A 13,716-nucleotide genomic window follows, 5' to 3' on the forward strand; every position below is an offset into this window, starting at 1 on the left:
TGACGCGCATTGTCCGGTTCGCCGACGGCGGGACCTCAGTCTGCCCGTCCGACACGGTAGACGATATCGGCGAGATCGCCGGTCTCGTCGTGTCCCACGAAAACGGGCGAGTCAGCCGATGCCGTCCTGTGCGGACCGGCGTACGGACGGCACGGTCACCGGTACTACTGATCGATGAGGGGCCGTTTCGTCCCGCCGCCGTGCAGCACGACTTTGGTGAGTTCGGCGCGTGAGCTGACGCCCATTTTCGCGAAGACCTTCCGCAGGTGGTAGTCGATTGTCCGGGGGCTGAGGAACAGTTGGGCGGCGATTTCGCGGTTGGTGAGACCGCTGCTGACGGCTTCGACGATGCGGGCCTCCTGCGGCGTGAGGTCCGCGACGTGGTCGGTGGTGGTGGTTTTGCGGGTCTCGCCCGCGGCTCGTAGTTCGTTGTGAGTTCGGTCGGCCCATGCTCCGGCTCCGAGTGATTCGAATGTGGTGAGGGCCGTGCGGAGCGGGTCACGAGCGTCGGTGGGGCGGCGTTCGCGGCGTAGATGCTGTCCGTACAGGAACTGGGTACGGGCGTGCTCGAGCGGATGGTCTGCTCGCGCATGGAACTCCAGGGCTCTGCGGAATTCCGCGGTGGCGGTGTCGCCCGAGGATGTCAATGCGCGGCAGCGGGCCGCGAGGGCGCACAGGTCGGGCAGGTTCGCGGTGTCCGCCCAGCGAGTGAACGCGGCAAGCGGCTCGGTGACCAGTTCCGGCCGATCCGCCGCTATCGCCGCCTCGACCAGGTCGGGAACATTGACCATCGCCAGTCCGAGATAGGAACCGCTCGCCCTCGGCGCGAGGTGCTCGAGTGCCTGTTCGGGGCGGTCGGCGGCCAGCTCGAGCAGGCCGAGTGCCCGGTGGGCGATGACGACGGCACCGGCCATGCCCCGAGTCATGCCTTCGTCGATCACATTCCGTGCCAGAGCTCTGGCCGTTTCTTCCTGACCACGCAGCGCGGCCAGCATGGCGAGCGAGCCTCGTAATGCCAGTGCGGCGTTGATCTGTCCGGTTTCCTCCGCGATCTGGCGGCCTTCCTCGGCGAAGGCTTCCGCCGAGCGGAACCGGCCCGCGGCGAGATCATCGCTGGCCACTCGCCACAGGGCCCACGGCAGAAATACCGCGGCGCCCAGCCGCCGGGCGTGCTGCACCGCGAGTCTGCACAACCGGCGCGCGCGGTCCTTGTGGCCGAGGCCGAGCATGAACCCGCTGGCCCACCACAGGCGGGCCGGATCGGTCAACTGTTCCACCGCATCGAGGTCTCCGGGCGCCAAACCGGGGTCCTTTCCGGCGCGCAGGCGGCAGCTGCCGCGCAGCAGGCGCGCGAGTACATCGTCCACCTCGTCACCGGAGGGCGCGAGCCGCTCGGCCGCGGCGGCGACGTCTGTCCAGGCATCGGCATCGGCGCAGAAGGCGGCCTCGTTGAACAGCACCAGCAGGGGAAGCGCGAAATGGACACTCGTGTCGGCCGCCGGCCCGAGGACCGGCCGCAGCAGAGACACAGCGGCGGCAGGGTTTCCGACATGCAGTTCCAGTGATGCCCGCAGCCAGAGGACGTCCCACCGCGGTGGCTTGCCCGGCCGGTCCGTGCGGGAGATGTCCGCGAGCATGGTCGCGGCGCGATCGAAGTCACCGCTGACCCACCAGGCGGCGGCGGATTCGAAGCTGCGGCGAGCGTGCTGCCGGCCGGGTGTGCTGAGTTCCGCGCTGCGCGCGAGCAGCGCCGCCGCGGTGGCGGAGCTGATGCGGGCCGCGCGGTAGGCCGACTGTTCCAGTTCCGCGGCGACCTCTTCGTCCTGCCCGTCGGCGGCCTGCCCGAGGTGCCACGCCCGCCGTTCGGCCGCGTCGTCGTCGCCATGTAGCGCGGTGGCCAGGGCGCGATGTGCCCGGCGGCGTTCGTCCGGGCCGGCGCCGTAATAGACCGCCGAACGGATCAGCGGATGACGGAAGGCGATCACCGCGGACTCGTCCATGCTGAGCAGATCGTCGAGCGCGTCGAGTCCGGTCGGCGTCCATTCCACACCGGGCGCCAGTACGGCGAAGGCGCGCCGCAGCGTCGGGTAGGAGGTGTGGCCGTCGGCTGCGATCACCAATAGGAGTTGCTGCGTCGGCTCGTCGAGGCGTCGAACTCGACGCAGGAACGCGTGCCGCAACTCGTCGGCGAGCGGCAGCGGTTCGGGCAGGACATTCGCGCGCAGCGCCCCGGCTGGTAATTCCCGCAGCGCCAGCGGGTTGCCGACCGCCGCGTCCAGAATGGTCTCCTGTTGTGCGGCAGACAGTTCGGCACCGGCGCGTTCGAGGAGCAGCTCCCGTGCCGATTCCCGGTCCAGGCCCGTCAAGGGAACATCGAAGACACCGCTGACCACGAGCGGGTGCGCCTCGGTGCGTGCCGCGATAAGCACGGCGATCGGTTCGGCCGCCAACCGCCGCGCCACGAACTCGAGCACGTGCAGCGACGGCCGGTCCGCCCACTGGGCGTCATCGACCAGGCACACCAGCGGCTGCTCGGCTGCCAGTTCGGAGAGTAGCGAGAGGGTCGCCAAACCGACCAGGAAACGATCCGGTGTCGCACCGGCCGCCAGCCCGAAAACCGTGCGCAACGCATCGGCCTGCGGCGCGGCCAGCCGGTCCATCCTGGTGAGTGCCGGTGTGAGGAGCCGGTGCAGCATCGCGTATCCGAGGTCGGCTTCCGGTTCGACACACGTCACGCGCAGGATCCGCATGCCGGTCACTCGCTGTACGGCGTCGTCGAGCAGTGCGCTCTTGCCGATCCCCGGATCCCCGTGTATCAGAGCCGCGCCGCCGTGCCCGATCATGGTGCGGCGCAGCAGGTCTGCCAGTAGCGCCCGTTCTCGCTCGCGGCCGCGCAGGACCCGCTCGGTTCCCTTCGCCATCATGTCTTTCGTCGCCGGAGTCCCGCATCACGGCACCCGCTGGAATTTGTTCGGGAACATCCGCCGGAGCGGCCGTTCGGACCCCCGCGGACCGAACGAGCCGGGCCACAGGCAGACCCTATGGCGGGGCTTCGACGGGCGGTAGTGTCGGAACCGACACGTTCCGCACTATCTGCGACAGGGTGCGGTCCGGCGAGGTTCATCACGGCTCGGATCGGGTCGGCCGAGTCCCGAACCGCTTCCGGGATATCTCGGCATGGGCGATGCGCCGCAGCACGGCCAGCAGGGCGTCGCCGAGGACGGTTCCGACCACCGCGCCTTCGACCACGGCGTCGACCGAACCCAAGCGCGCGACCGCATCGATGTCGGCGGCGGCGACGCGATCGGCGGATTCGGCGTAGCACGACAATGCGTCGAGCACCCATTCGTGCCCGACTTCCCGGAAGGTGCACAGCACTCCCACCAGTTCCTCGAGCAGCGGTGACTGCGGCGGCGGGCGCCAATCGCGTTGCGCGAGTATCGGTTCGATCCGGCGCATCGCCCATGCCCGATCCGCCTCGTCGACCTGTACCCGCGGCGCGGGCAGACCGTGCTGGGCCACTCCGAGAATGTCGTGGGTGGACGCCCGTGGCTCGTCGACGGCGGCGAGGACCTCGCGCACGTCGGCGACCGAGAGTCCGCCGATCTCCATCAGCGCGCGGACCAATTTCAGGCGCCGGACGTGCGCGCTGCCGTAGCGGGCCTGGTTGGGGCTGGTCAATTCGCCTGGGGGCAGCAGACCTTCGCGTTGGTAGTACTTGATCGTCGCGACCGCCACCCCGGACTCCCGGCTCAGCTCCGCCATCCGCATCCCGGGGCCGACTCTGGACTCCGTCATACAGATAGTGTAGCTTCCCATTATAGATAGAAGAACTATCCGATCTTGGGAGCGGATGTACATGTACAAGTCACTTCTGGTGCTCGCCGCGATCTACCTCGGCGTCATCGGCCTCTCGCTGGTTCTCGTGCCGGTGCAGTTCGGCGTCGACGCTGTACCCGAGGACGCGACGCCGCAATTGATCTCGTTGCTCCGGCTCCTGGGTGGGCCGATGCTGGGCATCGCCGTGTTGAACTGGATGGCACGCCGAGCCGCGCCGACGGCCATCCGCGATACGGTCCTCCTGGCGAATCTCGTCGGATTCGGCGTGGTCGCCGCCAACGACGTCTGGGGCGTGGCCACCGGTGAGGCACGCGATCTCGCCAAACTCTTCCTCCTCGTACACCTGGCTTTCGTTGCCGCGTTCGGCACCGCGTGGGTGCGGGCGGGCCGCAACCGGCTCCCCGCCGTTCGCGGATAGGACCGCAGAATGTTGCCGAGTCGAGTGCCGATGCCGGGAAGACGTGCTCGGAGGGACGAAGTTCCCGCAGGTGACAAGCGATTCCCGGCTCTGGATGCGGCTAGTCTCGTACGCGTGCTGGTCGGTCGCGAGAAGGAACTGGCGGTGCTGACGGCCCTGCTGGAACAAGCCCGGGCCGGGCACGGTGCGGCCGTGGTCGTGCACGGGGAACCCGGTATCGGGAAGAGCGCGCTGCTGGACCACCTCGCCGCCGAGTCCATCGACCGGCGAGTGCTGCGCGCGACCGGTGTGGCACAGGAGAGCGAATTCGGTTACGCGACACTGCATCAGCTGCTGCTACCGATATTGGATGAGGTCGATCGGTTACCACAGCCGCTCGCGGCGGCCCTGCGAATCGTCTTCGGGCTTGCGGTCGGTCCCCCGCCGGGCCGGTTCCGTGTCGGTCTGGCGACGCTGTCGCTGCTGTCGGAGCTGGCCGGGGAGGGGCCCGTGCTGTGCCTGGTCGACGACGCACACTGGACCGACCGGCCCTCGCGGGAGGTACTGGAGTTCGTCGCGAGACGGCTCGACACGGAACCGATCGCGCTGGTGCTGACCTCGCGGACGGCCGAACACCCGCCGGGCGTGCTGGAACTGCCGTTGCGTGCCTTGGACCGGGAAGCGGCCACTCGGCTGCTGATCGAGCGGACTGGTTCGCGACTGTCCGCGGCCGAGCGGGACGCCGTCCTGGACGCGACGGCGGGAAATCCACTGGCGATCCTCGAACTTCCGGACGAGGTTGTCCGCGACGGCGTACCACCGTCCACGCCGCTACTCCTCGCCGAACGGTTGCGTGCCGTTTTCCGGGCGCGAGTCGAGCAGCTCACCGAGTCCCAGCAGCGGTTGCTGTTGCTGATCGCGACCGCCGGACAGCTCCGGCTCGACGTCCTGGCTCGCGCGGCTACCGAGTTCGATTCTGCGGCAGCAGAACTCGGCGCGTTGGACGAGTTCGTGGTCGAGACGGGCGCGGCGACCATCGCATTCCGGCACCCGCTGCTCTGCTCGGCCGTCTATCACGGCGCCAGCGCCGCGGGTCGCCGCGACGCGCACCGGGCGCTGGCGGTGGCGATGAGTACTGGCGCCGACGACATCGAGCGGCGCGCTTGGCATCTGGGCCAGTCGGTTGACGGACCGGACGAGGAACTGGCCGAGCAACTCGATCGAGCGGCCGAGGTGGCCGCACGGACCAGCTCGGTCACTTCCGCGGTGCTGTTCGCCCGCGCGGGTGAGCTGAGCACGGACGGATCGCGGCGCTCGCGGCGGTGCTACGAATCGGCGGCCGCGTGGTGGTACGCCGGGGACCTCGACCGTGCCGGGAAGATGCTCGACCTGATCGATCGGGAAGGCCCGCTCGACGATTCGTTACGCCGGGACGTGACATGGTTGCGGGCGTCGGTGGAGTTGCACACCGGTATGCCCGCGGACGCGGTCGCCATGCTCCGTCCGCTGATTCCGGCTGTGCTGGAAACCGAACCGCAGCAGGCGATTCCACTGTTGATGCTGTTCGGCGAGGCCGGCTACCACGCGAATCTGGCTGCCGCGTCGTCGGAGGTCGTGGAGATCGCGGAGCAGCTGCCGCTCACCGGGTCGAGTGCCCATGATGCGCTGCTCAGATTGTTCCGAGGAGCATTCCGGGTACGTGCGGGCAAGGCCGCCGGGTTGTCACCGGGGGATGTGGAGATCGTGGCGCAGCTGTCCGACCCAGCTCTGCTCTGCTGGGCCAGCGGAATTCTGTGGGGTCTGGGCGATCGAGCACGAGGGCGCGAGCTGAACCGGGCAGCCGTGCGGAACGCGCGACGAATCGGTGCGGTCGGCATACTGGTCTGGGCCTTGGAACGGGCAGTGAGTGACGACATCGCCGGTGGGCGCTTCCGTTCGGCGGAGGCGAGCGCGGAGGAGGGGTACCGGCTCGCCACCGAGATCGGGCAACTCAACGCGAGCTGCTGGCATCGCGGAGCCTTGGCCCTGCTAGCCGCGCTGCAGGGACAAGAAGAACGGGCGCGCGACCTCGCCTATGAGGTCCTGGCCGAAGCGGTGCCGCGGCGGCTGGTGCATATCATTCTCACCGCCAGGCGAGCGCTCGGCCTGATCGACCTCGCCGCTGGTCGAGCCGAGGCGGCACTGGCACATCTCCAGCCGCCGGGCGACCTCGTTCATCCGGGGGTCGTGGTGGCATTCACACCGGATCTGGTCGAGGCAGCCGCGCAAGCGGGCAAGACCGATCTGGCCGCCAGGGCGCTCGAACCGCTCGTCCGCCGGACGGCATCGGCGCATTCGTCCGAATTGCGCGCCGTGGCGGCGCGGTGCCAGGCATTACTGGCCGCGCCCGACGCCGCGGCGGACGAGTTCCGGCGCGCGCTCGCGCTGCACGAAAGTGCCGATCAGCCAATGGAATACGGCCGGACGCAACTGTTGTTCGGCGAGTTCCTGCGTCGTCGGCGGCGCAAGGCCGAGGCCCGGGACCCGCTGCGGGCCGCGTTCGAGATATTCCGCTCGCTCGGCGCTCACGCGTGGGCCGATCGTGCTCGCGCCGAGTTGCGCGCGGCGGGCGAGGCCGTCGAGACCGCGTCGGTATCGATCCGGACCGACAAACTGACGCCGCAGGAAATGCGGATAGTCGAGGCTGTCGCGGCCGGTTGCACCAATCGTGAGATCGCGGCTCAGATGTTCCTCAGCGCCCGGACGGTGGATTATCACCTGAGAAAGATCTTCGACAAGCTGAAAGTGCGATCGCGCGGCGAACTCATCCGCGTGGTCCTCACCGAGCACGAACTGCCGAGCTGATCGTCTGCGCGGCTAGGCTAGATTTCCGGCGATTCTACCGATCCGAAGTATGCGCAATCATCGCTACGTTACGAACACGGGACGAAAGGCCACGAGCCTGCCGATTCGCGTCCTGGAGTAACTGGTAGATCACCGAGGTATGCCATGGCCAGACAATCGCCGGTCGTTCGCCGCCTGAGCGACGGGAGCATAGCCGTCTACTTCACTGCCGTCGGCCCCGACGGGGATTTCAGCGCAGGGCGCCTGACGTTCGAGCCCGGACACGAGGATTTCGAATTCTGGGCATCGATGGCATCGCCGTGCGTTCGAGAATGATTCGGATGACATTCACGCTGTCGCACGACGTGTGTGGCGCCGATCTCTGCGCCACATAGCAGGAAATCGCGCCAGGGGGAAAGGTCGGCGGGCCCGTGACATCGCGGACCCTTCCGCCTTCTCCCGTCACCGCAGCAGGTCTGCCACGGGCCCCATCCGGTCCTCCCAGTCGCGGGGAGGCGGATTGTTTCCGGGCGGATGGAGGGCGTTCCATGGTGTGTGGTGTACTCCGGAAGCCCATTGGTCGGTGTCGGTGGCGGCGACGATCGCGGCTCTGGCGTCGCGTATGCGTTGTGGGTCGGTCGGGTCGGCCAGTAGCCGGTTGACACGTTGCTGGACCCGCATCGCGTGCTCGTTGCCGATCCAGGTCAGCATCCGGGCCGCGCCCCTTTGGTCGATCCCGGCGAGATTCATCCCGGTCGGTGGTGTCTCCCCGCTGGCCAACTTCTGCAAGGCCTTGATTTTCGGCAGCGTGGGGGTGGTCATGTAGTCGTCGACCCAGGCGCGTTGTGGGCCGCCGGGCAGTCCGCCGTCCAGCGTGACCCCGCCAGGATTGGCGCGGCGAAACCGGAAGGTCGAGGCTTGCAGCGTCGCCAGATCGGCGGCTGCCTCCGTCGCGTCTCCCCGGCCGCGCGCGACCAGGTTGGCGGAATGCTGCGCGCGCTCCATCGCGGCGACGACGTGACCGAGGTGTTTGTCGGCCAATGTTTCGTCCTCGGCGTTGGCGTCCACGATGCCCCAGGAGCGCAGGCCGTATTGGATGAGTTTCTGGTTGGTGAAGCCGGCTCCGAGTAGTGCGCCGCGGGCGTCGGCGAGTGTCCCACCGACATCTTGGATGCCTTGCAAGGCTGCGGCCACGCCTCGGGCGGTGTCGATGCCGCCGTAACGTTTCGCGGCCGTTCGCGCGGCTTCGGCGAATTGCTGGCGGTTGAGGTAGGACTGGCGGTACCAGCCCTGTGCTCCGCCGAAACCTGGACTGTTCCACACGTTCCAGCTGGCGAGCTGTGCTTTGCGTTCGGTCCGGGAGAAGGGGCGCAGCGGTGAGCGGGTCCGCCCGGCGAGCCATTCGGTGGCGGGTGAATTGCTGATCGTGCTCACCGCGGCGAGCCCAGCCAGCATGCCGGCCCCGAGTGATCCGTTCGCGCGTGTGGTGCCCATTCCCATCACGGCGCCGGTTACACCGGCGCCCGGCCGGTCCCCGAGCGCTGCTCCCGCTACTCGCTGCGATATCCACTCGTGCCCGCGGTCCATGCCTTTGCTCAGCTGTGCCAGCTGGAAGATCGCGACGACCATGACGACGGCGGCGATGAACATCACCGAGGTGACCTGTCCCGGCGCCTGCCGGAAGAGGTTGCCGATGAACAACGTGTAGATGCCGACGAACACGATATAGGCGAACATGCGCGCCGCGCCGATCAGCGCGTCGGTCACATCGCGAACGAGAGCGATCTGCGTGGGACCGTAGACGAAACCACCGAACGCGAATCCGAGGATGGCGCGGAACAGGTGATAGATGGTTCGCATCGTCGATCCGAAGACCTTCCCGGTCAGATACACCGAGAACCCCAGCAGAACGACCACGGAAACCAGCAGGATCAGTCCCGCGCCCACCTGTCCCATCCCGGGGTTCTTCGCATGCGCGTAGGCCTGCGCGTCACCGCACGCGTTCATCGCCTCGAGGACTCGGTCGCCGCTGCCCGACCGCACGCCCGCGGTCCATGCGGCGCCGCAGCCCGGCCGCTCGTCGATGACGTGCCCGAAGTTCCATACCTGCACCGGTTTCCGCGCGAAGTTGTCGGCGAGCGTCTCCTGCATCGTCGCCACCACCTGGTCCGGGTCCGGGTTGCTGTTACCGTTCACTCCGGCGGCGACCGCGATGCCGACATCTCGGGCCTGGGCGAAGAACCCGTCGGCCGACAGCACCTCGCCGAGTGGATCGGCGAGGAACACCGGACCCAGCACCGCCACGATGAACATCGTCACCACCTGCACCTTCGCCTTCGCGAAGTGGCCACGGATGACGAAGATGCCCACGATGAGCGCGCCTATGGTGACACCGGTGACGAGCGCGGCCGTCGTCGCGAGCTGTCCCGTCATCCCCTCGGCGACGCCCTCCAGGGCCACGCCCACCGTGCTCAACCAGCCGAGGCCGAGCACGAATCCGATCATCCAGATCGCGGAGGTCACCAGCGCCATATAGCCCACGAATTCCAGTTCCAGCAGGGCCGACACCACCGTCTTGCCCGGACTGAACAAGCTGTAATCGGTCACGATCAGATAATTCGACAGGGAGACGCCCGAAGAATCGCGCACCTCCATCCACGCCAGTTCCTGATTCGCGGACGCACCGGACTGAGCCGCGGCAACCGCGCCGATTATCCCCGGGAACACGAACAACGCGAATAAGACGAAATAGACAGTGACAGCCCGCCGACTCCACAAGATATGCAGCATGCCGATGCCGCCGGGCTCGAATATTGTAGATGCGGCCGTCGGCCCCGTTCTTTTCCGTGGGGAACGGCACGTCGATCTCATCGGTTTCTCGTACCTTGCTCGCTCGAAAAGCGGAACTGTGCTTATGACTTGATTGAGCGTCGACGAATGACGGGCGGCACCGACCGAAACTCGCTTCGTTACTACGACAAAGAGCTAGCGTGACCGTAGTCGCCTGGGTGGTATCCCGGACAGTTCACGTTCGGCGCAACGTTCCAGCAATACGGGAATGTAATCGCGTACGGCGGCTTTGGATAGACGATCATGAATTCGCTCAACGGTTGCCGCCACGGCCTCGAAAGGAGTCTCGGGGTGACTCGCGGCGAGTCGTGTGACAACAGATTTGATCTTCGAAGATTCGTTGTTACGCATGGCCGTCCTCGTGCCGGAATGGAAGCACTATACCGCTGACTAGCGGCTCGGTGGGTGGCGGCACATTGATTCGCGCGCTGTTCCGGGCGATACCGGTGATTTCGCCTATCCGACGCTTCCGTGGCCCGCGCCCGCCGGTTGAACTCGTCGGTGGCCGCTGGCGGCCGAAGACTGGCGATTCGCGTGGTGCGCGCGCTCGGCGAGACCTTCGACAATGTGGACGATGGTTCCGACCCTCCACGAGGGGTGTGCTGGCGGGAGTGCGTTGTGAGCGGGGCGATGTGGGTCGATCCGGAGGCTCTCCGGGTGCGGGGGGCGGCGTTTCGGGAGGTCGGCGAGGAGGTCCGGCAGGCGGTGTCGCAGCTGCGGGCCGTGGTGTCCGCGCAGGGCCGATGGTGGGGCGATGACGAGTCCGGCGCGGCATTCGGCCAGACCTACGCACCGGACGTGGAGAAGGCGATCGCCGCTCTGCACGAACTCGCCGCCGCGCTACAAGGTTTCGGTGCGCAGGTGTCCGGTGTGTCCGACCGGGTGGCGACTGTTGATCGAGCGCTCGGGCAGCAGATCCAGAACACCACGGCCGCAAGCCATTTCGATCGGCCATGGTCGAGTGCCGATCGGGTTCCCGGGGCGTCGGGAAACCAGTCCGCCGCCGCGACACCGGTTCTCACGCCCGATGACCCAGCGGGTCCGTCGAGCGCAGTCGCCGATCAGGGTTCGCCGGTGGACTCAGGAGGCATGGACCGCGTGCCGGTAGACGGCGGTCGCTCCGACCCTGTGGCACATCGCGACCGGTCCGCACCAGCGGAAGAGAAGTCCGACTCCGCGGGAGAGAGTCCCGGCGCAGCGCGTGCGAACCAGGCGGACGGACCGACCGACCTCGACGAGGCGGAGGGCGGTGGTGTCGGACCGACCCGTAGTGACCAGCCTGCGTGGGCACGGGGCCGCGGCCCGGAAGCCGGGGCACGGTCGGCTGGTGGACAGCCCGCTGGACAGGGCGGACCCGGATCCGCGCCCGACAGGAACACCGGCGCCGCTCCCGGTGGACCGCGCGCCGCTGCCCGGCCCCCTGCGGTCGCCGCCGCGGGTGACCGGACACCGCCGGGCACCCCTTGGTCCGGCAATCCCGACCCGTCTGCCCCGCCGCCTGGTCGCCCGTCGGCGCCTGCCCGGCGTGACGACGGCAAGCCCGTGGCGGACAACAGGTCCACGTCGCCGCGTAACCCGTCCGAAGGCCGGCCGCGGCCGGTCGCGGCCGGGTCGACCGCGGGCCCGCGTCCAGGCAGTGGACCGGCGCGGATCGCGCGCGGCCTGGCCGACCGGCACGGTGTCGTCGTGTCCGGTTTCGACAAACCCGGCCTCGACGAAGCAGTGGTGGGTGAGTTCCTCGCAGCGGTCGATGACGTGCTCACGAGATATCCGGTGATCGACCTTCGCAGCGTCGGGTGCGGCGAGGTGGACGGCGACAGCCCCGTCCGGGTGGGGCAACTCGAACGGGACCCCGCCGGTGAGCATTCGCCCTCGGAATGGGCCGTGGTCCTCGACGGCGAGCTGGCGGCGAATCCGGACGCGCTCGCCGAAATCCTTCGGCGGCAATGCCGTCCCGGTGCCGCTGTGCCGGGCACGGAGTCCCGAGCGGTGTATGCGGTGACGGTCCGGGAGTTCGGTCGTGCGATCGATCGTGCGGGCGATCGGCGCGCCCGCGGCGTTGCTCAGCGCACCCTGATCGCCGAGTACCTGAGCGGCGGCGCAGCCGACGAGATGAGCTTCGGTCAGGTCGTGGCCGGGTATCGGCGCTGGCGCGATCAGCTCAGCGGAAGCGGTTTCGACAGGGGTGTCCTCGCGCCCGCGGATGCGCTCGCGGATGCCTTCACCGACGTGATGCTCAACGACGGCAAGGCCAGCGAACCGGCGAAGACCTTGTGCCGCTTGCTCATCGACACCGCCGAGGCCGCGGCCCGGCCGCGGGCGGCGAGCGAGGGCGGGCACCGATAGGGCGCATGGATTGAAGAAATCGAGCACTCAGGGTTCGGACGACCGGGACGCGGCCACCGTAACGACGACGGAACCGGGCGCGCACCAGCGTGAGCTGGATCGGCTGGCGGAGCAGATCGGCGCGGCGATCTCGGCCACGGCACCGGACGAGTGGCGGTGGGACGCGGTGTTCGTACTGACGACAAGCGCGGAGACCGCGGAAATCGTGTGCGCCGAAGGCGATCAGGTCGTGCGCGTCGAGCCGCCGGAATCGGTCTGGGCGGCGGTGCGGCGGCACCGCGAGATATCGGCACGGCTCGAGCGCGGACCGTGGTGGCGGCTGCTGTTGTGGTCGGCTGAGGTCGGACCGGAGTTCCACTACGACTTCGGCGCGGAGCCGTTTCCGGAGGGACAGCTGTTCGCGCCGGAGGTCTATCGCGCGGATCTGCGGGCCTATCCGAGGTCCCGGTTGCCGGTGTGGCTGGCGGCGTACATCGGTCACCACGACCGGCAGGTCCGCTCGCCCCGGCAGGCCGTCGCGGCGGCCCGCGCCGATCGGGCGGCCGGCGCACAGCCGATTCGGCTGACGGACGAACTGCCGAACCTCCCGGTGCTGTGGGCGCGGTGGGCGGTGCTGTCGGCGGCGTTCGTGGCCGTGGGTTCGGACCGCGGCCCGCGTATCCTGCCGTCACTGGGGCGGTTCGAAAGCCCCCGGCGGCACGGCTCGACGCTGTATCTGCTACCGCCCGGGCGGGCGGTGCTGTCGGGCGGGGTGTGGGATTCGCCCATGTTGGACGCGGTGTACAACGACGGTGCCGAGATGCCGAAACTGTATGCCGGAGCGCCGGATTGGGTGACGGATCCCGTGCTGAACCGGCGAGCCGCGGTCGGGCTGCTGTCATTCTGCTACTGGTGGGACGGTGAGGCGTGGTACCGGGGGGAGTCGTCGTCGGAGCAGGCCGGCCCGGCCGTTCCCGGGGTGTGGAGTGCGGCGACGGTTGCCGAAATCGTCAAGAGTTTGCTTCCGGAAGTATCCGAGGTCTCGCTGCGTTCGGCGGTCGACACTCTCCTGGCCGCGGCGCAGGTGGGCGCGGCGTCTCATGACCATCTGGTCGCGATATTCGGTGATCCCGAGCGCTTCGATATCGATGGCGCCTTGTCGCAACTGACGTTGTCGGGTGCCGCGACCGCGACCCGGCGGCTACCGATGTCGGAGGCATTGGAGCGGGTCCGCGCCTACATTCTCGAGCGTGACTTGGATACGACGGACTATCCGCTGTCGCGACTGACCGCGACCCGGATCGGCGTCGGCTGGGCGGTGTCAGTACCGGCATCCACCGGTGAAATCGTCTTGGACCGAGCTGTTTTCTATGTGGCGGACGACGGCGTGGTGGAGCGTTCGTCCGCATCGATCGCCGCGGAGGAATACGCGCCCGGGTTCGAGCGGCGTTATCGGCAACGACTGGGGGTCTCGACCTGAA

Annotated in this window: 8 protein-coding genes; 4 read left to right on the forward strand and 4 right to left on the reverse strand. The window is 68.3% G+C overall.

Features of this window, described 5'->3' with window-relative positions; genetic code table 11:
* Nucleotides 1–164: 164 nt before the first annotated feature.
* Both NWFMUON74_RS08790 and NWFMUON74_RS08795 read right to left on the reverse strand, forming a co-directional pair.
* Entirely contained in the window at nucleotides 165–2,924 is a 2,760-nt protein-coding gene (locus tag NWFMUON74_RS08790) for a helix-turn-helix transcriptional regulator (RefSeq protein WP_187687340.1), read from the reverse strand.
* A gap of 199 nt (nucleotides 2,925–3,123) precedes the next feature.
* Complete coding sequence (locus NWFMUON74_RS08795) at nucleotides 3,124–3,798, reverse strand: MerR family transcriptional regulator (protein WP_197986990.1); 675 nt, start codon at nucleotides 3,796–3,798, stop codon at nucleotides 3,124–3,126.
* Nucleotides 3,799–3,859: 61 nt separating this feature from the next.
* Here NWFMUON74_RS08795 and NWFMUON74_RS08800 point away from each other — a divergent pair, with 61 nt between their 5' ends.
* Both NWFMUON74_RS08800 and NWFMUON74_RS08805 read left to right on the forward strand, forming a co-directional pair.
* Nucleotides 3,860–4,258 (forward strand): hypothetical protein, encoded by a 399-nt coding sequence (locus NWFMUON74_RS08800; protein WP_187687341.1) that lies wholly within the window; start codon nucleotides 3,860–3,862, stop codon nucleotides 4,256–4,258.
* A gap of 114 nt (nucleotides 4,259–4,372) precedes the next feature.
* Nucleotides 4,373–7,081, forward strand: a complete 2,709-nt coding sequence (locus tag NWFMUON74_RS08805) for an ATP-binding protein (RefSeq protein WP_187687342.1) — start codon at nucleotides 4,373–4,375, stop codon at nucleotides 7,079–7,081.
* Between the two features lie 441 nt (nucleotides 7,082–7,522).
* Here NWFMUON74_RS08805 and NWFMUON74_RS08810 read toward each other — a convergent pair whose 3' ends face one another.
* On the reverse strand, nucleotides 7,523–9,850 hold the full coding sequence (locus NWFMUON74_RS08810; RefSeq protein ID WP_187687343.1) for a hypothetical protein: 2,328 nt from the start codon (nucleotides 9,848–9,850) through the stop codon (nucleotides 7,523–7,525).
* Between the two features lie 195 nt (nucleotides 9,851–10,045).
* Nucleotides 10,046–10,261: a three-helix bundle dimerization domain-containing protein gene (locus tag NWFMUON74_RS36850; protein WP_425343083.1), complete on the reverse strand. Its 216-nt coding sequence runs from the start codon at nucleotides 10,259–10,261 to the stop codon at nucleotides 10,046–10,048.
* Between the two features lie 267 nt (nucleotides 10,262–10,528).
* On the opposite strand from NWFMUON74_RS36850, the gene NWFMUON74_RS08815 reads away from it, so the two are divergent.
* Complete coding sequence (locus NWFMUON74_RS08815; protein ID WP_187687344.1) at nucleotides 10,529–12,256, forward strand: hypothetical protein; 1,728 nt, start codon at nucleotides 10,529–10,531, stop codon at nucleotides 12,254–12,256.
* 10 nt (nucleotides 12,257–12,266) lie between these two features.
* Complete coding sequence (locus NWFMUON74_RS08820) at nucleotides 12,267–13,715, forward strand: hypothetical protein (protein WP_187687345.1); 1,449 nt, start codon at nucleotides 12,267–12,269, stop codon at nucleotides 13,713–13,715.
* Nucleotide 13,716 lies beyond the last annotated feature (1 nt).

This window comes from Nocardia wallacei (genome assembly GCF_014466955.1).
Lineage (GTDB): Bacteria > Actinomycetota > Actinomycetes > Mycobacteriales > Mycobacteriaceae > Nocardia > Nocardia wallacei.

Bases quoted from the DNA above. Each gene is read 5' to 3' on its own strand.
- NWFMUON74_RS08800 (WP_187687341.1), top strand. From the start codon at position 3,860: ATGTACAAGTCACTTCTGGTGCTCGCCGCGATCTACCTCGGCGTCATC.
- NWFMUON74_RS08790 (WP_187687340.1), bottom strand. From the start codon at position 2,924: ATGATGGCGAAGGGAACCGAGCGGGTCCTGCGCGGCCGCGAGCGAGAA.
- NWFMUON74_RS08795 (WP_197986990.1), bottom strand. From the start codon at position 3,798: ATGACGGAGTCCAGAGTCGGCCCCGGGATGCGGATGGCGGAGCTGAGC.
- NWFMUON74_RS36850 (WP_425343083.1), bottom strand. From the start codon at position 10,261: ATGCGTAACAACGAATCTTCGAAGATCAAATCTGTTGTCACACGACTC.
- NWFMUON74_RS08810 (WP_187687343.1), bottom strand. From the start codon at position 9,850: ATGCTGCATATCTTGTGGAGTCGGCGGGCTGTCACTGTCTATTTCGTC.